21 protein-coding genes and 1 pseudogene are annotated in these 23,513 nt (G+C 44.9%); 14 read left to right on the forward strand and 8 right to left on the reverse strand.

What is annotated here, in order from left to right; genetic code table 11:
* Positions 1-76 precede the first annotated feature (76 nt).
* The 3 genes and pseudogenes from R2J37_RS04050 to R2J37_RS04060 all read left to right on the forward strand — a co-directional run.
* Positions 77-613: a bL17 family ribosomal protein gene (locus R2J37_RS04050; RefSeq protein ID WP_230106981.1), complete on the forward strand. Its 537-nt coding sequence runs from the start codon at positions 77-79 to the stop codon at positions 611-613.
* A 390-nt stretch (positions 614-1,003) separates the two neighbouring features.
* The gene (gene adhE / locus R2J37_RS04055) at positions 1,004-3,625 is read left to right on the forward strand and encodes a bifunctional acetaldehyde-CoA/alcohol dehydrogenase (RefSeq protein WP_230106980.1); all 2,622 of its coding nucleotides are present in this window, start codon (positions 1,004-1,006) and stop codon (positions 3,623-3,625) included.
* A 266-nt stretch (positions 3,626-3,891) separates the two neighbouring features.
* Positions 3,892-4,515: pseudogene (locus R2J37_RS04060) on the forward strand (phosphotransferase family protein); the annotation flags it as partial.
* 86 nt (positions 4,516-4,601) lie between these two features.
* Here R2J37_RS04060 and R2J37_RS04065 read toward each other — a convergent pair.
* Positions 4,602-5,642 carry a 3D domain-containing protein gene (locus R2J37_RS04065; protein ID WP_316266269.1) on the reverse strand — a complete coding sequence of 347 codons (1,041 nt, stop codon included), beginning with the start codon at positions 5,640-5,642 and terminating at the stop codon, positions 4,602-4,604.
* Between the two features lie 112 nt (positions 5,643-5,754).
* On the opposite strand from R2J37_RS04065, the gene R2J37_RS04070 reads away from it, so the two are divergent.
* The 7 genes from R2J37_RS04070 to mutY all read left to right on the forward strand — a co-directional run bounded on the left by R2J37_RS04070 (position 5,755) and on the right by mutY (position 12,296).
* Entirely contained in the window at positions 5,755-6,345 is a 591-nt protein-coding gene (locus R2J37_RS04070; RefSeq protein ID WP_230106977.1) for a DUF1444 domain-containing protein, read from the forward strand.
* A gap of 10 nt (positions 6,346-6,355) precedes the next feature.
* A complete protein-coding gene (locus R2J37_RS04075; protein ID WP_316266984.1) occupies positions 6,356-7,198 on the forward strand; it encodes a Cof-type HAD-IIB family hydrolase in 843 nt (280 codons plus the stop codon).
* A gap of 36 nt (positions 7,199-7,234) precedes the next feature.
* Entirely contained in the window at positions 7,235-8,062 is an 828-nt protein-coding gene (locus R2J37_RS04080; RefSeq protein ID WP_230106975.1) for an undecaprenyl-diphosphate phosphatase, read from the forward strand.
* Between the two features lie 115 nt (positions 8,063-8,177).
* On the forward strand, positions 8,178-8,954 hold the full coding sequence (locus tag R2J37_RS04085) for a basic amino acid ABC transporter substrate-binding protein (protein ID WP_230106974.1): 777 nt from the start codon (positions 8,178-8,180) through the stop codon (positions 8,952-8,954).
* 33 nt (positions 8,955-8,987) lie between these two features.
* Positions 8,988-9,680 (forward strand): amino acid ABC transporter permease, encoded by a 693-nt coding sequence (locus R2J37_RS04090; RefSeq protein ID WP_230106973.1) that lies wholly within the window; start codon positions 8,988-8,990, stop codon positions 9,678-9,680.
* On the forward strand, positions 9,670-10,413 hold the full coding sequence (locus R2J37_RS04095; RefSeq protein WP_304999998.1) for an amino acid ABC transporter ATP-binding protein: 744 nt from the start codon (positions 9,670-9,672) through the stop codon (positions 10,411-10,413). The genes R2J37_RS04090 and R2J37_RS04095 overlap by 11 nt, the downstream gene beginning before the upstream one ends.
* Positions 10,414-10,532: 119 nt before the next feature.
* Complete coding sequence (mutY, locus tag R2J37_RS04100; protein ID WP_316266270.1) at positions 10,533-12,296, forward strand: A/G-specific adenine glycosylase; 1,764 nt, start codon at positions 10,533-10,535, stop codon at positions 12,294-12,296.
* A gap of 67 nt (positions 12,297-12,363) precedes the next feature.
* Here the strand turns inward: mutY and R2J37_RS04105 are convergent, their stop codons facing one another.
* The 4 genes from R2J37_RS04105 to R2J37_RS04120 all read right to left on the reverse strand — a co-directional run bounded on the left by R2J37_RS04105 (position 12,364) and on the right by R2J37_RS04120 (position 15,427).
* Positions 12,364-12,786, reverse strand: a complete 423-nt coding sequence (locus tag R2J37_RS04105) for a bacteriohemerythrin (protein WP_316266271.1) — start codon at positions 12,784-12,786, stop codon at positions 12,364-12,366.
* 65 nt (positions 12,787-12,851) lie between these two features.
* The gene (locus R2J37_RS04110; protein WP_230106970.1) at positions 12,852-13,508 is read right to left on the reverse strand and encodes a phosphatase PAP2 family protein; all 657 of its coding nucleotides are present in this window, start codon (positions 13,506-13,508) and stop codon (positions 12,852-12,854) included.
* Positions 13,509-13,631: 123 nt separating this feature from the next.
* Positions 13,632-14,492, reverse strand: a complete 861-nt coding sequence (locus tag R2J37_RS04115; protein ID WP_230106969.1) for a glycerophosphodiester phosphodiesterase — start codon at positions 14,490-14,492, stop codon at positions 13,632-13,634.
* A gap of 17 nt (positions 14,493-14,509) precedes the next feature.
* On the reverse strand, positions 14,510-15,427 hold the full coding sequence (locus R2J37_RS04120; RefSeq protein WP_230106968.1) for a diacylglycerol/lipid kinase family protein: 918 nt from the start codon (positions 15,425-15,427) through the stop codon (positions 14,510-14,512).
* A 187-nt stretch (positions 15,428-15,614) separates the two neighbouring features.
* On the opposite strand from R2J37_RS04120, the gene proC reads away from it, so the two are divergent.
* Together proC and R2J37_RS04130 are read left to right on the forward strand one after the other, a co-directional pair.
* Positions 15,615-16,409 (forward strand): pyrroline-5-carboxylate reductase, encoded by a 795-nt coding sequence (gene proC, locus R2J37_RS04125; protein WP_316266985.1) that lies wholly within the window; start codon positions 15,615-15,617, stop codon positions 16,407-16,409.
* 34 nt (positions 16,410-16,443) lie between these two features.
* Positions 16,444-17,379, forward strand: coding sequence for a type II CAAX endopeptidase family protein (locus R2J37_RS04130; RefSeq protein ID WP_316266272.1), 936 nt, complete (start codon positions 16,444-16,446; stop codon positions 17,377-17,379).
* 9 nt (positions 17,380-17,388) lie between these two features.
* Here R2J37_RS04130 and hydF read toward each other — a convergent pair whose 3' ends face one another.
* The 3 genes from hydF to hydE all read right to left on the reverse strand — a co-directional run bounded on the left by hydF (position 17,389) and on the right by hydE (position 21,201).
* Entirely contained in the window at positions 17,389-18,603 is a 1,215-nt protein-coding gene (hydF, locus tag R2J37_RS04135) for a [FeFe] hydrogenase H-cluster maturation GTPase HydF (protein WP_316266273.1), read from the reverse strand.
* Between the two features lie 78 nt (positions 18,604-18,681).
* Positions 18,682-20,103 carry a [FeFe] hydrogenase H-cluster radical SAM maturase HydG gene (gene hydG / locus R2J37_RS04140; RefSeq protein ID WP_230106965.1) on the reverse strand — a complete coding sequence of 474 codons (1,422 nt, stop codon included), beginning with the start codon at positions 20,101-20,103 and terminating at the stop codon, positions 18,682-18,684.
* Between the two features lie 42 nt (positions 20,104-20,145).
* Positions 20,146-21,201: a [FeFe] hydrogenase H-cluster radical SAM maturase HydE gene (gene hydE, locus R2J37_RS04145; protein WP_256194905.1), complete on the reverse strand. Its 1,056-nt coding sequence runs from the start codon at positions 21,199-21,201 to the stop codon at positions 20,146-20,148.
* A gap of 305 nt (positions 21,202-21,506) precedes the next feature.
* Here hydE and R2J37_RS04150 point away from each other — a divergent pair, with 305 nt between their 5' ends.
* Entirely contained in the window at positions 21,507-22,748 is a 1,242-nt protein-coding gene (locus R2J37_RS04150; protein ID WP_230106963.1) for an MFS transporter, read from the forward strand.
* Between the two features lie 51 nt (positions 22,749-22,799).
* Entirely contained in the window at positions 22,800-23,492 is a 693-nt protein-coding gene (locus tag R2J37_RS04155) for an anaerobic ribonucleoside-triphosphate reductase activating protein (RefSeq protein ID WP_230106962.1), read from the forward strand.
* The last annotated feature ends 21 nt before the right edge of the window (positions 23,493-23,513 follow it).

A 23,513-nucleotide genomic window follows, 5' to 3' on the forward strand; every position in this document is an offset into this window, starting at 1 on the left:
CGAAGCGCATGGCAGCGGCATTTGGCTAGTAAGCCCGAAGATGCATAACCAGATGTGAAAATGGAGGATATGAAAAATGGCAAAATATAGAAAACTTGGCAGAACATCAAGCCAGAGAAAAGCGTTACTTAGAAACCAGGTAACAGCATTGTTGAATAACGGAAAAATCAGAACAACTGAGGCAAAGGCAAAAGAGATCCGTAAAATGGCAGAAGGTCTGATCGCACTTGCAGTAAAAGAGAAAGATAACTTTGAAGAAGTTACTGTAAAGGCAAAGGTTGCACGTAAAGACAAAGACGGCAAGAGAGTAAAAGAAGTAGTAGACGGTAAGAAAGTTACAGTATACGACGAAGTTGAGAAGAAGATCAAAAAAGATATGCCGTCCAGACTTCATGCAAGACGTCAGATGCTGAAAGTTCTTTATCCTGTAAAAGAAGTTCCGAAGACTCCTGCAGGAAGAAAGAAAAACACAAAAGAAATCGACATGGTTGCAAAACTTTTTGATGAGATCGCACCAAAATATGCAGATCGCAACGGTGGCTACACAAGAATCATCAAGATCGGTCAGCGTAAAGGTGACGCAGCTATGGAAGTTCTGATCGAGCTGGTATAATCTGTTCGTGAAAAAGGTGAAATATTACTTGCGCTAAGCAAGGGAGAAAACAGGATGAAATCCGAAAACAGAAGGATTTCGTCCTGTTTTTATTTAGCAGGAAATCTTTTGGAAGAGAAAGATAAATATTTAACGAAAAATTATCGAATAAAATTAAAAAAATCTTTTGTGATTCATTGAGGCATAGAGGCAAGGGAGGTTTTAGAGAAAAAAATAAGTAATAATACACAAAAAAGCTCATATAAGCAATGGAAAGTAAGTGTAATGTGCATAAAAACAAGAAAATGATAAAAAAATAACAATTTTATATTGACAAATAATTAACGATTAGGTATACTAAACCCATCGAAAAGAAAAGCAAGAAAGACTATTTACACGGAGGATATGAAAATGGCTAAAAAGAAAGAAGAAGCGGTGGTACCAGAAATCGTAGACAGCGTAGAGAGCCTTGAAGCAAAGATGAAAGCAATGCGCGAGGCACAGAAGATTTTTGCAACCTATACGCAGGAGCAGGTAGATAAGATTTTCTTTGAAGCGGCAATGGCTGCAAACAAAATGCGTATTCCCCTTGCAAAACAGGCAGTGGAAGAAACAGGGAGAGGCGTTGTAGAAGATAAGGTTATCAAAAATCATTACGCAGCAGAATATATTTACAATGCATACAAAAATACAAAAACATGCGGCGTGATCGAGGAAGATAAAGCATACGGAATCAAGAAAATTGCAGAGCCGATCGGACTTGTCGCTGCAGTTATTCCTACAACGAATCCGACATCAACAGCAATCTTTAAAACATTGATCTGTCTGAAAACAAGAAATGCGATCATTATCAGTCCTCATCCGGCAGCAAAAGCTTGTACGATTGCAGCGGCAAAGGTTGTTTTAGAGGCAGCTGTAAAGGCAGGCGCTCCGGAAGGGATTATCGGATGGATTGATACTCCTTCGCTGGAACTTACAAACACTGTTATGAGGGATGCGGATATCATCCTGGCAACAGGCGGACCGGGAATGGTAAAATCGGCCTACTCCTCCGGAAAGCCGGCATTAGGTGTAGGCGCCGGAAATACACCAGTCATTATTGATGATACAGCAGATATCAGAAATGCAGTAAACTCTATCATCCATTCCAAAACATTTGACAATGGTATGATCTGTGCTTCGGAACAGTCAGTAACTGTACTGGAGAGTGTATATGAAGAAGTGAAGAAAGAATTTGCATACCGCGGATGCTACTTCCTGAAACCAGGGGAAGAACTGGATAAGGTACGCAAGACTATCATTATCAACGGTGCGCTGAATAATAAAATTCCTGGAAAAAGCGCTTATGAGATTGCACAGCTGGCAGGTGTTGATGTGCCGGAAAATACAAAAATTCTGATCGGTGAAGTAGAATCTGTTGATATTTCTGAGGAATTTGCACATGAAAAACTTTCGCCGGTACTTGCAATGTACAAGGCTAAAACATTTGATGAAGCACTTTCAAAGGCAGAAAGACTTGTTGCAGACGGTGGATACGGACATACAGCAGCCCTTTACGTACATCCGGCAGAGACTGAAAAAATTGCAAAACATGCAGCAGCAATGAAAACATGCCGTATTTTGATCAATACACCTTCTTCACAGGGTGGCATTGGTGATCTTTATAACTTTAAACTGGCGCCTTCTCTTACTCTTGGATGCGGTTCCTGGGGCGGAAACTCCGTATCAGAGAATGTTGGAGTAAAACATCTGATCAACATTAAGACAGTTGCCGAGAGGAGAGAAAATATGCTTTGGTTCAGAACACCGGAAAAGGTTTACTTTAAGAAAGGATGTATGCCGGTTGCATTAGATGAGCTGGGAACAGTAATGCACAAGAAAAAGGCATTCATCGTTACAGATACATTCCTTTATAAGAATGGCTATGTTGCTCCGATCGAAGAAAAATTAGATGAGATGGGAATCCAGCATACATGCTTCTACGAAGTTGCACCGGACCCGACACTGCAGTGTGCACGCAGAGGTACAGAGCAGATGAGACAGTTTGAGCCGGATACAATCATCGCTTTAGGAGGCGGTTCCGCAATGGACGCTGCCAAGATCATGTGGGTAATGTATGAACATCCGGAAGCAAACTTTGAAGATATGGCAATGGATTTCATGGATATCCGTAAGAGAGTATATACCTTCCCGAAGATGGGAGAAAAAGCTTACTTTGTAGCGATTCCGACATCTTCCGGTACCGGATCTGAGGTGACGCCGTTTGCAATCATTACAGATGCAGATACAGGCGTAAAATGGCCTATCGCTGATTATGAATTACTGCCTAATATGGCGATTGTAGACGTAGATAATATGATGACACAGCCAAAGGGACTGACAAGCGCATCCGGTATTGATGTTATGACTCATGCGATTGAAGCGTATGTTTCTATTATGGCAACAGACTATACAGACGGAATTGCGATGAAGGCAGTTAAGATGGTATTTGATAATCTGCCGTCAGCATATGAAAATGGAGCGAATGATCCTCATGCCCGTGAAATGATGGCAAACGCTTCCTGTATGGCAGGTATGGCATTTGCAAATGCTTTCCTGGGACTGAACCATTCTATGGCTCATAAACTTGGTGCATTCCATCATCTGCCGCATGGAGTCGCAAATGCAGTGCTGCTGACAGAAGTTATGCGCTACAATGCAGCGGAAGCTCCGACCAGAATGGGAACATTCTCACAGTATCAGTATCCTCACGCGCTGGCAAGATATGCAGAGCTTGGACGTTTTGCAGGATGTCAGGGCAAGACAGATCAGGAAGTCTTCGAGAACCTTCTTGCAAAACTGGAAGATCTGAAAGAAAAGATCGGTATTAAGAAATCGATTAAAGAATATGGCATCGATGAAAAGTATTTCCTGGATACGCTGGATGAAATGGTAGAACAGGCATTCAATGACCAGTGTACCGCAGCAAATCCAAGATATCCATTGATGAAAGAAATGAAAGACATTTATCTTAAATGCTATTATGGCAAATAGTTTTTCTCATAAGTTTTTCTCACAGAAAGAGGTGTGCCCGGCTGGGTGCACCTCTTTCTATGGTGTTCGTGTATATGCCGGTTCTTGTAGAAAAAGGAAATAGCACATATTTGAAAATGTTAATTAAATAACAATAAAAATAAAAAGAAAAAATAAGTTAAAAAAATATCAAAATGTATTTAAAAATAAAAAAGGCAGGAGTATAATATAGATAACAGGAAAACGGAACACTTATAAAGGAGGTAAGCTTATGGATATGGGAAAATGCCCGTGTGGAAGAATGTGGGCTGGATATACCTAAGCTACAGAAGGTAGAAAATATAGACGGAAAATGGGCACTGTTTTTTGAATACAGAGAAGGGAAGACTCTGGAGGAAATGATGAAAGTAGATCCGCAGAATCTGGATAAATATATGGAGGATTTTGTGGATCTTCAGGTGAAAGTACATTCTAAGAAGGCGCCTATGTTATCCAATATTAAAGATAAACTGCGCCGGCAGATCAACAGCATCAAAGAACTGGATGCAAGCCAGAGATATGAACTGCTTACCCGTCTTGAAAGCATGCCAAGGCATGATAAGCTTTGCCACGGGGACTTTAATCCAAGTAATATTATTGTAGGCAAAAATGGAAAGATGTCAATTGTAGACTGGGCTCATGCAACGATCGGAAATGCCAGCGCTGACGCGGCAATGAGTTATCTGCTTTTTGCCCTGAAGGATCAAAAGGCAGCAGACCTGTATCTTAAGATGTTCTGCAGAAAGTCAGATATAGCAGTTCAGTATGTGCAGCAGTGGCTGCCTATTGTCGCAGCTGCACAGCTTACAAAAGACAATGAGCTGGAAAAGGATTTTCTGATGCAGTGGATCGATGTTATGGATTATCAATAAATTGCTGATAGGGGAAAGCCAAACGCTATAAAAGAGTAAAAAGGATGCGTGTCAATTGCGGGACACGCATCCTTTTTCTGAACGGTTTAGTTTGCACGATAAACCTCGGCATAATATACACCATATGCAAGAGCAGTGGCATGGTCACTGACAAAGATATCGATTTTGTTTCCTTTAATCGCACCGCCGGTATCTTCTGCCGTATAGACATGTCCATTGATGATGACCTGTGAACCGAGAGGAATTACACTTGGATCTACTGCAATTGTACGACCGGCTGTGGGAACCGTACCGCTTGCTGTATGAGAACCGCCCCAGGAACCGGTACAGTAAAAGCAGGAGCAGTAGTGCGTGATCTTAAAGCGCCCCAGGCTCTGCTTTCCATCGGTGGAAACGTTGGAGCCTCCTGATCCTGATCCGGAAGAGCCCTGCTGGGCATCCTGAGCTGCATTCTGCTGCGCCTGACGCGCGGCTTCTTCAGCGGCTTTCTGCTGTGCAAGAAGGGCTTCGGCTTCTTTTGCTGCCTGCAGCTGATCCTTATATTTTTCCAATTCACTGGATTTGGAAGAAATTTCATTTTCAAGTTCAGTGCGGGTAGCATTTACCTGTTCCTGCATATCAGCCAGTTCTTCCTGCTGTTTCTTTAAGGTGTCACCTTCTTTTTTGATTTCGTTCTGGGTATCCTCCAGTTCCTGGAGCATTTCCCGGTCATATTCGCTGACATTTTGAATGAAGTCAGTCTTATTCAGGAAATCAGCCATATCTTCTGCTGAACAAAGCAGTTCAATAAAACTTGTATTTCCCGCCTCGTACATATATTTGATCCGAAGCTTCATTGCTTCATATTGTTCCTCGCCTCTTGCCTGTGCCTCTTCCATTTTTTCCTGTGTAACTTTCATTGCGGAGCTGGTTTCCTCCATCTTTGAGGAAATATCTTCCAGTTCGCCGTTAAGAGTATTCAATTTTTTGTTCAGATTATTTAATTCGTTCTCTAATCCATCTGTTTGTTTTTCTAATTCTTCCCTAGAAGGGTCTGCGTATACCAGAATGCTCGTACACCCCATGACTGTTATGCATCCGGCAAGCAGGCCGACGCGCAGCATGCGTTTTAATCTTGTACTAATCATATACATATCCTTTCTTTCGGCGAGTGCGTATCTATTATACAACAAATTGCTTTATTACGCAAATTTTGTTATGATAAAACATGAAAAATTTATTATACCGGAGGGGAAACAGATGAAGAAATATGAAGAAGAACATTATCTTATGGAAAATATAAAAGACAAAATTTATCCATGGGTAAAGTATGAACTAAGAGACAGCCATGCGCTGAACGGGAAAAACATTTCCCAAAAGGATACGCCGCTGATCGCCTTTGCAGGAGAGCTGACGGTTTTGCTGGTTATACAGAGAGGGGAAGATGCATATGAAATCATTAAGGACAATATGCTTCCTCCTGACTTCGATATAGAACAGCTTTACTATACAGCCTGTGAAAACCTTGCAAGAGATATAGAATTTGTAGTGTCAAATACATGGTACGGAGGGTTTGGCATTGTAGCCGACGGCCATCATGAAGCAAGCTCTCTGTGTCTGCAGCACATCTGGAATGTGTGTGCCGAGAAGCTGGACGATGATCTTGTGCTCATGGTGCCTTCCAAGGATCTGGTTTTGTTTGCCCCGGCAAAACAGGAGGAAGTAGTAGGCAAGATGATCGACTTTGGAAAAGAGGCATATGAAAGAAGTCAGGACAGAATCAGTACAGAACTTTTGATTTTTACAAAAGACGGAAAGGAACTGCTCGTATATGATAAAATGCAGCACTGACAGAAAGAAAATGGGGAAAAAGATCAGGATGATCGCACTCGACCTGGATGGTACTTTGCTTACCAGCGATAAAGTCCTGACGGATCGTACAAAGGATGTTTTAAGGAGAGCGATCGAACAGGGCATTGTTGTTCTGCCTGCAACAGGGCGTCCCCTCTCCGGCATTCCAAAAGAGGTTATGGAATTTCCGGGAGTGAGGTATGCAGTTACTGCAAATGGTGCCCGGATCGTGGACAGTTTGGAGGGACGTATTCTTTATGAGGATCAGGTATCCTATGAAAACGGGAAAAAGGTATTGGAAATATGCGGAAAGTATGACGCACTCCTGGAGGTGTACTATAATGGAGTGGGATATACGGAAGAAAGCGCTCTTAATAGGCTGGGGGACTTTGTACCAAGAGTTCCCATGGCTGCATACATACTGAATACGCGTCGGCCCGTTGAAAATGTAACAGAGCTTTTTAACAGGAAGAGGCTGCCTACCGATAAAGTACAGGCCATTTTTTCTTCGGAGGAGGATTGTAAAAAAGCCTGGAAAGAAGTAGAAGATCATATTCTGGATATTGAGATTACAGGAGCGCTGTGCAATAATATAGAAGTAAATGCCAAAGGAGTAAATAAAGGCAAAGGGATTTTGATGCTGGGAAAAATTCTTGGCATTGAACGGGAAGAGATCATGGCCTTTGGAGACGGACGGAACGATACGGCTATGCTGCAGGAAGCCGGATTGGGTATCGCAATGAGCAATGCAGTAGAAGAGGCTAAGGCAGCAGCAGATGAAGTGACTCTGTCAAATGATGAGGAAGGCGTGGCCGCCGCCATCGAGAAATATGTGCTGGATGGGGATGTGTGATGCCGGAAAATGACAAAATGAAAGAGGAGAGCGAAAATGTTAGATGTGATTAAGGTAATTATCCTTGGGATTGTGGAAGGTATTACAGAGTGGCTTCCGGTCAGCAGTACCGGCCATCTGATTCTGGTGGGAGATATTCTTAAGCCGGATTTAAGTGATGCTTTTATGGAAATGTTTAATGTTGTCATTCAGCTGGGGGCAATTATGGCAGTTGTAGTTTTGTATTTCCATAAGCTGAATCCATTTTCTCCGAGAAAGACACAGAAACAGAAAATGCTGACATGGCAGATGTGGATCAAAGTGCTGATCGCTTCTGTCCCGGCAGGAATTGTGGGTGTGCTTTTTAATGACTACCTGGATGCTGTTTTCTATAAGCCGCTTCCTGTGGCAGTGATGCTGATCGTATATGGTGTTCTGTTTATTGTTGTGGAAAATAGAAATAAGCATCAGAGACCAAAAGTAACTAAAATATCCGAGTTATCTGTGCAGATGCTGCTTTGGATCGGTGTATTTCAGATGCTTGCCCTTATTCCGGGAACATCCAGATCAGGAGCTACTATCGTAGGGGCATTGATGATTGGAATTTCAAGAAGTACGGCAGCGGAATTTACCTTTTTCCTTGCAATTCCGGCTATGTTTGGTGCAAGTCTTTTGAAACTGGTGAATTTTGGTCTGTCCTTTACAGCGAAAGAAGCGGGAATGCTTGCTTTGGGATGTCTTGTGTCCTTTGGATTGTCTGTTGTTGCAATTAAATTTTTGATGGGTTATATCAAGCAGCATGATTTCAAAATATTCGGTTATTACCGGATAGCGCTGGGTGCTATTATCATTATCGTGTCACTGGTTCAGCTGATAATTGCATAAGAATCCAAAAAGATACTTGTTTTTTCTTGGTTTCGTGTTAGAATATGTACTAGACTTGAATTTTTATACGCATAAATGATTAAAATAAATGGGAATAATCAGGAGGAAAAGGAATATGAAATGGAAAAAAGTAATCAGTGTAATGTTGGCAGCAGCATGTGTGGCCGGTCTTGCAGCATGCGGCAGCAGTGATTCATCATCAGAGGGCGGAGACAGCACAGAGGAAAAGGATACTCTTGTTATGGCAACAAATGCGGAATTTCCGCCTTATGAATATTATGAAGGACAGGACATCGTAGGAATCGATGTGGATATTGCCAATGCAATTGCAGATGAGCTGGGTATGGAGCTGAAGATCGAGGATATGGCATTTGACTCTATCATTGCTGCTGTAACAAGCGGAAAAGCTGATTTCGGAGCAGCAGGTATGACGGTGGATCCGGATCGTGAGAAGGAAGTCAACTTTACAGATACTTATGCGGAAGCGACACAGGTAATCATTGTAAATGAGGACAGTACGATTGCCGGACCGGACGATCTGGTAGGAAAGAAGATCGGTGTTCAGCTGGGAACAACAGGAGATATGTATGTATCTGATATCGAAGATGCTACAGTAGAAAGATACAACAAAGGATTTGAGGCAGTGCAGGCTCTGACACAGGATAAGATCGATGCAGTTGTGATCGACGGTGAGCCGGCTAAGAAGTTTGTTGAGTCCGCAGAAGGAACAAAGATCCTGGACGAGGCATATACACAGGAAGAGTACGCAATTGTTGTGGCAAAGGATAACGAAGAGCTGCTTGAGCAGATCAACGGAGCGATCGCAGATCTGAAAGAATCCGGAAAACTGGATGAGATCGTTGCAAAATATATTACTTCAGATGAAGAGTAATTCATGATCGGACCAATAGATAAGGTGTAAATTATGTTGCAGGAATGGCAAGAGAAATTTTATTTAAACTTTATAAAAGATGAGCGGTGGAGATTTATATGGGATGGCCTGAAAGTAACGCTTCAGGTAACTTTTCTGGCCGTGCTTATCGGTATTGTTCTGGGACTTCTTGTGGCCATCGTGCGTTCTACGTATGATAAGACAGGTAAGCTTCGTATTCTCAATCTGCTCTGCAAGCTGTATCTGACTGTGATCAGGGGAACGCCTGTTGTTGTACAGCTGCTGATCATATATTTCGTCATCTTTGCCAGTGTTTCAGTTGATAAGATTATTGTGGCGGTGATGGCATTTGGATTTAATTCAGGGGCCTATGTGGCGGAAATATTCCGATCGGGTATCATGTCCATTGACAACGGACAGATGGAGGCAGGAAGAAGCCTTGGATTCACATACAGTCAGACAATGTTTTATATTGTAATGCCGCAGGCTTTTAAAAACGTCCTGCCGGCGCTTGGAAATGAGTTTATCGTACTTTTAAAAGAGACTTCTGTATCGGGATATATTGCCCTGCAGGATCTCACCAAGGGCGGAGATATTATCCGAAGCCAGACATACAGTGCGTTTATGCCTCTGTTTGCAGTCGCACTTATTTACCTTGTTATGGTGCTTATTTTTACTAAGCTGGTAAATATGCTGGAAAGGAGGCTGAGGAACAGTGACCACTAAGGAAGATGTATTGATCCGCATTGAGGATGTGCATAAGATATTTGGTGAGCTTCATGCCCTGAATGGTATTTCCGGAGAAATTAAAAGAGGGGAAGTTGTGGTGATCATCGGTCCTTCCGGTTCCGGCAAATCAACGCTTTTGAGATCTCTGAATCTTTTGGAGGTTCCATCTAAAGGACATATATATTTTGACGGAGTCGATATTACAGATAAAAAAGTCGATATCAACAAACATCGTCAGAAGATGGGAATGGTGTTCCAGCATTTCAATTTATTCCCTCATAAGACGATTCTTCAGAATATTACACTTGCACCTGTTAAGCTTCTGAAAAAAGACAAAAAAGAAGCGGAAGAAGAAGCAATGAAACTTCTGGAGCGAGTAGGGCTGGAAGGAAAGGCAAATGCTTATCCGTCACAGCTGTCCGGAGGACAGAAGCAGAGAATTGCTATTGTGCGTTCTCTGGCTATGAAACCGGATGTGATGCTTTTTGATGAGCCTACCTCTGCACTTGATCCGGAGATGGTCGGAGAGGTTTTAGATCTCATGAAGCAGCTGGCAAAAGAGGGAATGACAATGGTTGTTGTTACCCATGAGATGGGATTTGCCCGTGAAGTCGGCACGAGAGTCGTTTTTATGGATGAAGGTCAGATCAAGGAAGAGGGAGAACCGGAGGAGTTTTTCACAAGGCCAAAGGAGCCCAGACTTCAGGAATTTTTATCCAAGATTCTATAAAAAATTTGATCAAAAAAGAGGCAGAGCCGAAAGCGGCGCTGAAGTATACAGGGCAGGGGAATACCCCCTGCCCTTTTTGTGGTTTTTCTGTTATAATCGGAAAAGAAAAGGAGAAGATCATGAAATACGAACGAATCTATGAGGGAACGTTTCTGGAGCGGCCCAATCGGTTTATTGCATATATTGATATAGATGGGAAGAAAGAAACGGTTCATGTAAAGAATACAGGAAGGTGCGCCGAACTTCTTATACCCGGAACAAAAGTCTACGTACAGAAAGCAGAAAATCCGGAAAGAAAGACAAAGTGGGATCTGATCGCAGTTCTGAAAAAGGACCGCCTGATCAACATGGACTCCCAGGTGCCGAATGCCGCTGCAAAAGAGTGGATAGAAGGAGGGGGACTGTTTCGGGAACCGGCGCTGATACGCCGGGAATATACTTACGGGAAGTCACGGATCGATCTGTATGTGGAGGCGGAAAACAAAAAAATCCTGATCGAGGTAAAGGGAGTGACGCTGGAAGAGGATGGTGTCGTCCGTTTTCCCGACGCGCCCAGCGACCGGGCAGTGAAGCATGTGGAAGAGCTGGCCGGGGCTGTGAAAGAAGGTTATGAGTGTTATGTGCTTTTTGTCGTGCAGATGGAGGGCGTAAAGTTCTTTACTCCCAACCGGGATACCCATCCGGCTTTTTGCAAAGCGCTGAAGGAAGCGGAAAAGGCCGGAGTGAAGGTGATGGCGGTAGATTGCCATGTGGAAAAGGATAAAATAGAAGTCAAAGGACAGGTTCCGGTTATTCTGGAAGATCCCAGGCTGTATGAAATGAGAGATTCACTTATCTCCTGGTATCGGGAGAACAGAAGGAAGCTTCCGTGGAGAGAAGATCCAACCCCCTATCATGTATGGATCTCAGAGATTATGCTGCAGCAGACGAGGGTGGAGGCTGTAAAGCCTTATTACGCAAGATTCCTAAAAGCGCTTCCCACAGTGAAAGATCTGGCGGAAGCAGGAGAGGATACGCTCCTTAAGCTGTGGGAAGGACTTGGGTATTATAACCGCGTGAGGAATATGCAGAAGGCGGCGCAGCAGATCATGATGGATTTTGACGGGCAATTTCCGGATCACTATGAAGCAATACTTTCTTTGAAAGGAATCGGAAGCTATACAGCGGGAGCTATCAGTGCTTTTGCATACGGTCTTCCCAAGGCTGCAGTGGATGGGAATGTGCTGCGGGTCTTATCCAGGATCCTTGGAAGCAGAGAGGATATTATGAAGACTTCTGTCAAAAAACAGATGGAGGAGAAGCTGGAGAAGGTAATCCCGCCTAAGGAAGCCAGTGATTTTGGGCAGGGACTGATAGAACTTGGAGCCCTGATCTGTCTGCCAAACGGAGAACCGAAATGCCGGGAATGTCCCCTGCAGAAATGGTGCAGCGCATACAGGGAAGGACTGCAGAGCGAGATTCCGGTGCGCAGAAAACCAAAAGAGAGAAAGAAGGAGAAAAAGACGGTTTTCATTTTCCGGGACGGAGAGAAAGCGGCGATCCGTAAAAGACCGAAAAAAGGGCTTCTGGCAGGCTTATATGAGCTTCCAAATGAAAAGGGGCACCTTTCCATGGAGGAAGCGGTTGCCTACAGTAAGAAGATCGGTCTTACACCTGTACGGGTAAAGGCACTTGGAGAGGCAAAACATATTTTCAGTCATGTGGAGTGGGAGATGACCGGATATTTTATCTGGGTGGACGAACTGGAGAAGTCCTGCCGGGAACCTATGCTGTTTGTGAGGCCGGAGGAAGTGGAGAAGGAATATCCTATTCCGTCCGCTTTCGAGAAATATGTGGGCTATCTTAATATCCGTCTGGGAAATGACAGATATTCGGAAGAATAAAAAAGAGTTCCGCATTGGAACTCTTTTCCTTATTTTCTGTTTCTTTTGTCTCGGGCTTTACGGGCCTTTATAAACGTTCGTTGTTTTCACGCATGAATTTGTATTCGGCAACAGAGCGGTCAAAGCCTTCAATGTGCACATAAAGCCATTCAACTACTTTTTCCTGTACTTTTGCAACAAAAGCAGGAGAAGGACCTTCCTCTTCAACTAACATGTCCTGAAGATCAGCGATTGTCTGTTTAAAGATTTCATGCTGCTCTTTATGTTTCAGGAAACCGGGATACTCAATTTCTCTCTGAAGCTGCTCTTCAGCAGAAAAATGAAAGTTTGTATACTCTTCCAGATAATCCAGAGTTCTTACCGCAACTGCTTTATCGTTGCTCTGCTCACAGCTTCTTAACACCTCGTTGATTTTTTCGATCAGTTCTTTGTGCTGGGAATCGATCAATTCATTTCCGGTTACCAGGTTATCACTAAATTCTGCATACATTGTATTTTTCCTCCTTGTATAAAAAGATAAAATTTATAGCAAAGGTTCCCCCTTGTATTTTATGATCAAATGGGCTGATGTGAAAGTTTGGGCGCTTTTCTGCGTGCAGGCACATACACAAAAGGATAAATGATCCCAGCCATTACCATTGCGGCAAAGACATCCGTTACGGAATGTTGCTTTAAAAACATTGTTGAAAGAATGATGAGTGTGCCAAAAATGTAAATAAAACCTTTCAGGCGTTTGCGGTTTTTCATTCCTTCGTCGTGGGCAACAGCAAAAATAACGGACAAAGTATTGAACACATGAATACTGGGCAGAACATTTGTCGGTGTATCCGCTGCATATACAAGGCGTACCAGATCCGTAAAAATATTGTCCCGCGTCAAGGTATCAGGTCTTAGATCAAGTCCATTGGGAAAGACGGTGCATACAATAAGAAAAATTGTCATTCCCGTAAACATGAAAGCGCACAGGCGATAAAAGCCCTTTTTATTTGTAAAGAAAAAGTATCCTACTATTACTGCGATAAAGACAAACCAAAGCAGATAGGGTACAATGAAATATTCAATAAACGGAATATAGTCATCCAGCGGAGAATGGATCAGGTAATAATCTTTTGATACGTGATTTTCCAGATAGAGAAACCATGGCATGTAGATCAGCCCGTACAAAAAGACCCATGCGTGGCTGTATTTCTTCAGAAAGCCGGTGATTTTCATTATAATACTTCCCTTCAGCAATATTATTACAGTTTTTTATTACAGTTTGCATAGAAATTATATTTTTAATTCACTGGAATTATAACACGAAAAAGTTTAATCAACAAGGCGGTTCACCGTTTCTTAATAAAATTCCGCTTCTTTTTCGAAAATCTGCATATCATAGTGAAGAGAGCCCAGTGTGCGGGCTTTTTCTGTGCGCAAAGTCCATACGGCAACCGGAGTCTGAAAGACCCGGCGGCAGATCCATACACTGATCTCCGGCAGATCTTTCAGCTTATAAGAAATAAAGTCCGGCCTTCCCAGAAAATTAAAAAGAAGATGTTTTGCCATGAACTTGAGAATATAGGGTTCCCTTGTGGGACTGGCAGTCAGGTTGGAGGAAAGCTGGCCGCGCAGTATGTGAGGGGCGTGAAGGCGAAACCAGTGAAGTCCCATTGTATTGAAAGACTGGATCAGAAAAGGGCCGTTGTAAGTTTTCAGGATTTCATAAGTCTTTTCGCAGATCCGGACAGAACGTCCGGGTATCTTCAGTTCAATGAGAAGAGGCACCCTCCCGTCAATGAAGGAGAGAACCTCAGATAACAGAGGGATCTTCTCGGATGTATGCAGCAGAAAAAACTGCTGCAGTTCACTGTATGTATAGGACTCGATCCGGCCTGTAACACCACAGAGCCGGTCCAGCGTATCGTCATGGAAAACAGCGACCTGACCGTCCTTTGTCAGGTGGACATCAAGCTCAATTCCATAGTGGAGGCGGGCAGCAGCCTTGAAGGCAGCAATAGAATTTTCAGGAATGAGATGACTGGAAGAATGATATCCCCGATGGGCAAATTTTATATTCTGGTATTGTTCCATTTCTTTTTTCCTGGAAGTTCTTGGAAGTATGGAAAAAAGATAGAGTCCGATCGCAAGGCATGCGATCAGGATAACGACAGCAGCTGCAAACAAAGGCTTTGGAACAAATACAATAAATGATGGCATAAATTTCACATCCTTTCCTATCCGGTAATGACACGGAGTTTTTCCGGTTCAAGGCAGGCGCGGATCGAGTGCTGTAAAAAGACAGGTTCTCCGTCGGTATGGACCGGGAGAGCAATATCGCCTTCAATCTGCACCTCTTTGCATGTATAAGTATAAACTCCGTGGAAGCGGGTATGCCATCCTTTGAAGGCAAAGGGCAGCAAAAGAAGCGCTTTGATTCTGGAAATGCCGGAGATTACCATGACATTTAAAAGACCGTCACAGGGATCCGCCTCCGGACAGAAACGAAAACCGCCTCCCTCATAGGGGTGGTTCATTGCAACGGTAAAGAAAACCTTTGAAAAGGAAAGGGTTTTTTTGCCGTCCAGCGTTACCTGCATAGATGCCGGGCGCAGGTGGATCAGCCGGTGAAAGGCGATGGCAGCATAAGTCAGTTTGCCAAGACCGAGCCGGTTGAGTATGACTTTCATCCGGGAGATAACAGCCTGATGGCAGATGGCGGCGTCAAACCCCAGTCCGGCGCTTACTGCAAAGCGTTTTGTTCTGTTTTTATAAAAGAGAAGCCCTACGTTCATGTAGGAATAGGAGGCGGGAGAGAGGATTGCTGCAAGGGCTTTTTGTGGATCACGGGGAAGCGCGAAAGCGCGGGCAAAATCATTGCTTGAGCCGATGGGAATATACCCCACAGTGACGAGGGAGAGATTTTTTATTCCTCCGATCACCTCATTGATAGTTCCGTCTCCTCCAAGAACAATGATGGTGTGTTCCTGACCGTCAGAAGTCAGCTTTCGGGTCATGGCAGTAGCGTGGCGCTGATATTTTGTAAAAAACGCCCGGTATGGAACGGAAGATTCTTTCAGTTTTGGTTCCAACTGTTCCCATACCCTGCCGCCAAGTCCGGAACGGGCGTTGGGATTTATGATAAATGTATACATAGATGTTCTCCCTTCAGATAATATAAAATTATACCGCGGATGTGCCTGTGAGACAACAAGAGAGATTGCTATTTTAATGACAAGATGTTATATTTAAGGAAGATTCAGATAAAAGACAACTCCTTACACTGCAGAAGGCAGGCAGCGAATGAGAGCGGGTCTTTGATTAAGGAGGAAGAATAGAATGATGAAACTGGGATTTATTGGAACAGGAAATATGGCGACTGCCATGATGGGAGGTATCCTTGCAAATGGTCTTGCAAAGGCGGATGAGGTGATCGGGGCTGATCCGTCTGAAGCAGGCAGAAACAGAGTTCAGGAGAAGTACGGTATCCATGTGACAGATGACAATAAAACGGCGGCAGGACAGGCTGATATTCTTGTCCTTTCTGTAAAACCACAGTTTTATGCAGATGTGATCGAGGGGATCAAAGATGTGATCACAGACAGACATCTCATCATTACCATTGCTCCCGGAAAAACCCTTGCCTGGGTAGAGGAACAGTTTGGAAAGCCGGTAAAGATCATACGTACAATGCCAAATACTCCCGCAATGGTTGGAGAGGGAATGACAGCAGTATGCAAAAATAAATATGTAACAGAAGAAGAAATGGAAGAGGCATTGAAAATTCTCGGAAGCTTTGGAAAAGCAGAAGTGATCCCGGAGTGTCTGATGGATGCAGTGGTCTCTGTAAGCGGAAGTTCACCGGCTTATGTGTTTGTTTTGATCGAGGCAATGGCGGATGCGGCGGTATCCGGAGGAATGCCAAGAGCACAGGCTTATAAATTTGCGGCCCAGGCGGTAATGGGAAGCGCAAAAATGGTTCTGGAAACAGGAAAACATCCGGCGGAGCTGAAGGATATGGTGTGTTCGCCGGCAGGTACAACCATCGAAGCAGTGCGGGTGCTGGAGGAGAGAGGATTTCGCAGTGCAGTGATAGAAGCAATGAAAATATGTGAAGAAATTTCGAAAAGTCTGTAACCCGTATATCAAATAAAGGAGATTAAAAGACAGAATGGAAAAAAGACAACTGAAGCCGTGGATGGCGGTCATATTTGTACCTGTATTTTGGATAGATATTTTTATCTTGAGCGGATGGTTTGGCCGCTGGTTCGGCGTGTGGGGGGCACTGATCGGAGAGCTTCTGCTGATCGTTCTTGCAGTGGGAATTGCCGTAGTATTCGGGGCAGATCTTAGGCGGGTCTTCCCTCTGAAGAGGCCGGAAGCAGCCAAGACGGGAGGCACTATTGTGCTCTGGTTCGGGACGTTCCTGGCAGCTATGGGTATTGTGGGTGTCCTCAGCTATTTCTTTCCACAGCAGATGATGGGAGCAGGAGAGGATTTGGGAAGCGTAGTGATGACGCTTCCGGCCTGGTTTTCCCTTTTCCTTGTTGCTCTGACCCCTGCTGTGTGCGAGGAGGTGGCGTTCCGCGGAGCTTTTCTTGGATGCTTTCGGGGCATAAGAAATAAATGGATCGGTATTCTGCTTGTCTCGGTGGTATTCGGATTGTTCCACGGAAGTGTCTGGAGAGCCATCCCTACAGCGCTTCTTGGAATTGCAATGGGATATCTTCTGACAGAGACAGATAATATGTTCTATAATATGCTGTTTCATCTTATCAATAATGCAGTGCCTATTTTTCTGCTGCTGTTTCTTTCTATGATGCCGTCAGCCGCTGTGGATCAGAGACAGATGGCAGAAGTACAGCAGCAGATGGCAGGGGGTGTTTCTTTGATGGTAATGGCAGTCTATCTGATGTATTCATCCGGCGCGCCGCTTTTGATCTATATAGGGAATTATCTGATTCACAGAGGACAGCCGGGGTATACAAAAGGCATATTCCCCAAAGAAAAGAGATGGCAGCTGATTCTTCTGATCATTATCAGTCTTTACCTCCTTCTTATGGGGATACTGCTGATGTTTCTTTCAACAATTGTTGCTCTGGCGTAGCGCGTTTGGTCACAGTGAAAATGGCTGCAGACAGCGGGGAAGGATTCCGTTCATATGTGCAATAGCCGTGCCGTAATTGGTGATAGGGATGCCGGCGTCTTCCGCGCAGGAGAGCCTGTATTTCATTTCTCTTTCGTTGAGGGTGCATCCGCCGCAGTGGACGATCATGGAAAAGCCGCTTAAATCAGCGGGAAATTCTGTGCCGCTTGTGAAGGAGAACGTAAGGTCCTTGCATCCGGTGTGCTTCCGAATGAGATTCGGAAGCTTGACTGTTCCGATATCCTCGCATTGTCTGTGATGGGTACAGCCTTCTGAGATTAAAATGGTATCATCCTCCTTTAAGGAGTCCAAAGCTCTGGCACCGTCTGCCAGAGTTTTTAAATTTCCTTTGTATCTGGCAAATAAAATAGAAAAAGAGGTGAGAGGAATCTCTTCTGGAACAATTTCGGCGACGTAGGGAAATACCTGGCTGTCTGTAATGACAAGATCGGGAGTCCTTCCAATAGAAGAAAGTGCGGCAGCAAGTTCTGTTTCACGGACAGTCAGGGCATAAGCGCCGGAATCAAGAATATCGCGGATGGTCTGCTGCTGCGGCAGGATGAGGCGTCCCTTTGGCGCTGCTTTGTCAATGGGGATGACAAGTATCACCAGACTGGAGGGATGGATCAGATCTCCTACAATGCGTCTTCCTTTGTCTTCCACAGGAAGGCTGGCGGCAAGCATTTCCTTCAATTCAAAGATCCCCTGCCCATTTCTGGCGCTGATACGGATAGTATGGATGCTGTCCGGCAAAGAATCTGTCAGAGGGACAGGAGAGTCGAACGAGGAGAGCAGATCACATTTATTTATGGCAAGAATACAGGGAATCTGCTTCTTTTGTATCTTTTCCAGAATTTTTCCGTCTTCCGGCGTGATACCTTCCAGTGCGTCAATGACAAGGACGGCAATGTCGCAGCGGTTCAGAGCCTGGTGGGCCTTTTGGATGCGCATAAGGCCAAGCTCTCCGCTGTCATCAAGTCCGGGGGTGTCAATGAGGACGACCGGACCCAGGGGGAGAAGTTCCATGGCTTTCATGACAGGATCTGTGGTAGTGCCTTTGATATCGGAAACAATGGCAAGATTTTGGGAAGTTACAGCGTTGATAAGGCTGGATTTTCCGGCGTTGCGCTTTCCGAAAATGCCGATATGAACGCGCTCGGAGCTGGGGGTGTTGTTTAAGCTCATAAAAGTCTCCTTTCGTTAGAGCGGCCGGAGCTTTGTGCAGGCCCCGGCCCGGATTCAAAAAGGTGTTTCTGATTTTTATTAAAAACGGAAATCACGGCGGTTGTTTTCACGGATCAGGCGGAGATTTTCTTCCACAACAGCCCGTGCCTTAAGATTCGGTACGTTGAGAATTTCCCGATCGATCAGTTTATCGCCGATGGCTTTTGTTTCAGGGGACGCATAATCCATCAGATATTCTTCCAGAGTCATCAGCGCATTTGGATGGCAGCAGTTTTGGATCTGCCCGCTTTTGCAAAGAGACATGAAACGGTCTCCTGTCCGTCCCTCCCGATAACAGGCAGTGCAGAAGCTGGGAATGTAATCCATTTCCATCAGCCAGCGGACAACTTCATCCAGTGTGCGGGTATCGCTGACATCGAACTGCTCTGAGCGTTCATCTTCCGGCTCCGGTTCACAGTATCCGCCTACGCTGGTACGGGAACCGCCGCTGATCTGTGAGATGCCAAGATGAAGGACTCTCTCCCGGCACTTCTGGTTTTCGCGGGTGGAGATGATCATACCGGTGTAGGGAACCGCGATTCGGATACAGGCTACAATCTTGGCGAAGGTATCGTCATCAATCCCGTTATCAAAGGCATCAGCGTCGATATCGTCTGCATGACGAAGGCGTGGGACGCTGATCGTATGAGGACCGACACCGAAAGCAGCTTCCAGATGTTCCGCATGCATAAGAAGTCCTGTAAATTCATAACGGTATTTGTCCAATCCAAAAAGAACGCCGATTCCCACATCGTCGATGCCGCCCTCCATGGCTCTGTCCATTGCGGTAGTGTGGTAATCGTAGTCATGTTTCGGACCGGTAGGGTGGAGCTCCAGATAACTTTTTTTATGGTAAGTTTCCTGGAACAGGATATAAGTGCCGATGCCGGCTTCCTTCAGAAGGCGGTAATTATCTACCGTTGTAGCGGCAATGTTGATATTGACGCGCCGGATGGCCCCGTTCTTATGCTTGATGCTGTAAATGGTATTAATACTGTCCAGATAATAATCCATGGTATTGTGCACCGGATCCTCGCCTGCTTCCAGAGCCAGACGTTTGTGCCCCATATCCTGCAGCGCAATGACTTCCCGCCGGATTTCTTCCTGGGTCAGTTTTTTCCTTGCAATATGTTTATTCTTCATATGATAAGGGCAGTAGGTACATCCGTTAATGCAGTAGTTGGATAAGTACAAGGGGGCAAACATAACAATACGGTTGCCGTAAAAATCTTTTTTGATCTGTTCGGCCAGCTTGTAAATTTCCTGATTTTTTTCTTCAATATCGCAGTCCAGAAGAACCGCTGCCTCGCGGTGGGACAGTCCTTTACGCTTTTTGGCCTTTTCGATAATGGAATCGATCAGTGCCTCATTGTGCTTGTTTTCTTCAGCGTAGGCAAGCGTGGTGAGGATTTCCTCGTGGTTGATAAAATCATCTGGACATTTTGAGTTTACGTCATACATTTTTCTTTCCTCCGTTATCGCAAGTTTTATACACCGCATTGATCAGGAAATGTTCAAAGAATCTCCGCGGTGTGTCAGAATATGATAACCGACTGCCTCCATACGCTTTTCCAGCTTTTCTTTTCCCTCTGCAGCCTCCTCGCCGTCAGACAGTTTATTGTCGTAAAGGGAATAATCTTTTCGGTGGGTTTTCGGAGAGAGATTGGGCATAACAACATTTGCACCGGCCAGGATTCCAAGTTCTCTTCCGTTCTCCTGGATTGTACCAAGAGCGGTGGTGGCAGGAAGAAGAACCTTTGGGAGCATCAGGCGGAGAAGTCCCAGCATAAACAGGGTCAGCTCCAGGGTGCCGGCAGGTTCCTTGGCAAATACGGTATCCCGGTGAGGGATAAAAGGCCCGATCCCTACCATATGAGGATTCAGCTTCTTGATAAACAGCATGTCATCGGCCAGATTTTCCACGCTCTGGAAAGGAGAACCTACCATAAAACCAGTGCCTACCTGATATCCGATGGCCTTCAGGTCCCACAGGCAGGCCTGCCGGGATGAAGAGCTAAGACAGGCCGGATGAAGCCGGGCATAGTGACCGGCGTCAAAGGTCTCATGACGGAGAAGATAGCGGTCTGCTCCTGCGTCAAAAAAGGCCTGATAGGAATGATGGGCCTTCTCTCCGATAGAGAGGGTCACGGCACAGTCCGGCCACAGGTCTTTGATCTGAGAAATCAGATGTACCATGCGGTCATCTGTGAACCAGCCGTCCTCACCCCCCTGGAGTACGAAAGTGCGGAACCCCAGGGAATAGCCTTCCCGGCAGCAGGAGAGTATCTCCTCTTCAGTGAGACGGTAGCGGTACACATTGCGGTTGCTTTTTTGAATGCCGCAGTAATAACAGTCGTTTTTACAGTAGTTTGTAAATTCGATCAGGCCGCGGATATAGACGCTGTGTCCGTAATGGTGATGCCGCACTTCTCTTGACAGGGCAAAAAGATAAGAGGCATCCTCTGTGGTTCGGTTTGTGATCAGATGGATCCACTCGTCCCTGGACAGAGTATGAGTCTGATGCAGTTTGTCGATCAGCAGGCGATTGGTCTGTTTCATCTGTGCGTTTAACCTCCTAAAAAAACCTGCACCGATGGCGCAGGCAAAAGGCGGGAGATTCCATCTCCCTTCTTGATTCATGCTGGAAGCGCCTTTTTACTTAGGTGTTACCCTTTGTAATCAGTACGGTATTTCTGATATTGTATCATGTAAGGAGGAAAATGGGAATACTTTACAGAAACTTTACAAGATATGCGCAGTAGAATTGACAAACCCCATTTATACTGGAGTATAATAGTTAAAGTGCGCTGTAATTTAATTGCGAAAAGGAAAATGCCCGACAGGGCAGGGAAAAGGAGAAAACAATGAAACAAAAACAAAAATATACCTCTCTGGAAAAAGCCTGGATTTTGTATGATGTTGGAAACTCGGCGTTTGTACTTCTGGTTTCAACGATCATTCCTATCTATTTCAATTACTTGTCAGAATCTGCAGGCCTTTCTTCTGTGACTTATCTTGCATACTGGGGTTATGCGGCCTCTGTCGCCACTTTGGCAGTTGCTTTTATCGGGCCTGTTTTTGGTGCAGTGGCCGACACTAAAAACTATAAAAAGAAAATTTTTCTTGTTACTGTGCTGGTGGGCGTGATCGGCTGTATTGCCATGGGGATCGCTGCCACATGGCTGGGATTTCTGGTGATCTTTGTGATCGCCAAGATCGGCTATTCTGCAAGTCTTGTGTTTTATGATTCTATGCTTCACGATGTGACAACGCCGGAAAGACTGGATGAGGTTTCTTCCCAGGGATATGCCTGGGGATATATCGGAAGCTGTATTCCCTTTATCATCAGTCTTGGGATTGTGCTGGGAGCAGAACCTCTCGGCCTTTCCATGCAGACGGCGATGGGGATTTCTTTTGCCGTAGTGGCGGTGTGGTGGATTGTTTCGTCTCTTCCGCTGCTGAAAAACTACCGCCAGATCCATTATGTGGAAAATACGCCCGGACTTGTGGGGAAAAGTTTTCGGAGACTTTGGGAGACATTAAAAGGCATGAAAGATGACCGGAAGATTCTACTGTATCTTCTCGCGTATTTCTTTTATATTGACGGCGTTTACACGATCATAGAGATGGCTACCGCATATGGAACGGCATTGGGACTGGATACCACAGGGCTTCTTCTGGCGCTTCTTGTCACTCAGATCGTGGCCTTTCCATCGGCGATTGCCTTTGGAAAGTTTACGGAAAAATACCCGTCCGAAAATCTGATCACCATCTGTATCCTGGCCTATACGGCCATTGCGGTATATGCACTGTTTTTAAACAGCCAGCTGCAGTTCTGGATTTTGGCAGTATGTGTGGGATTGTTCCAGGGAGGCATACAGGCGCTGTCCCGCTCCCATTTTGCAAAATTAATTCCGCCCCAGAAATCAGGGGAATATTTTGGGATTATGGATATCTGCGGAAAAGGAGCTTCCTTTATCGGAACTGCCCTGGTAGGATTTGTTTCACAGGTCACGGGCAGCACAAACCAGGGCGTTGCCGTTCTGGCGGTGGTTTTTGTAGTGGGATTGGTTTTATTCCGCGTTTCTGTACGAATAAAAAAATAGTAATCTCTACCTGCCTGTGATAGAATAAAATAAAAGCAGGAGATGAGAGATATGATAATACAAGGATTGCAGAAATTAACATTGCTGGACTATCCCGGAAAGGTTGCCTGCACCATATTTACGGCAGGATGTAATTTCAGGTGTCCGTTTTGCCACAATGCCTCCCTTGTGATCGATACATCAGCGAATGAGACTATACCGGAAGAGGAGATTTTCCGATTTCTCACCAAACGCCAGGGGATCCTTGACGGCGTGTGCATCAGCGGCGGAGAGCCATTGATACAGGACGGGATCGAAGAATTTATCCGGCAGATCAAAGAGATGGGATATGATGTGAAACTGGACACCAACGGGAGCTTTCCGGATAAGCTGATCCGGCTTGTGGAAGCTGGACTGATCGATTATGTGGCTATGGATATTAAAAATTCCCAGGAGCATTATGGGAGAACTATCGGGATAGAAGATTATGATATCAGAGATGTACATAGAAGTGTCAAATATCTGATGTCAGGAAAAGTGCCGTATGAATTTCGAACGACTGTTGTGCGGGAATTTCACCAAAGGTCGGATTTCGCTTCCATTGGGCGGTGGATCCGGGGAGCCAGGGAGTATTATCTTCAGCAGTTTGTAGATTCCGGCGATCTGATCCGCCCCGGACTGCACGGCTATAATAAAGAAATTATGGAGCAGGCCCTGGAGGTTGTGAAAAAGGATGTAGAATCCGCAAAACTGCGCGGTTTATAGAAAATATGAGGGAACATAATA

The organism is Claveliimonas bilis, from assembly GCF_030296775.1.
GTDB classification, from domain to species: domain Bacteria; phylum Bacillota; class Clostridia; order Lachnospirales; family Lachnospiraceae; genus Claveliimonas; species Claveliimonas bilis.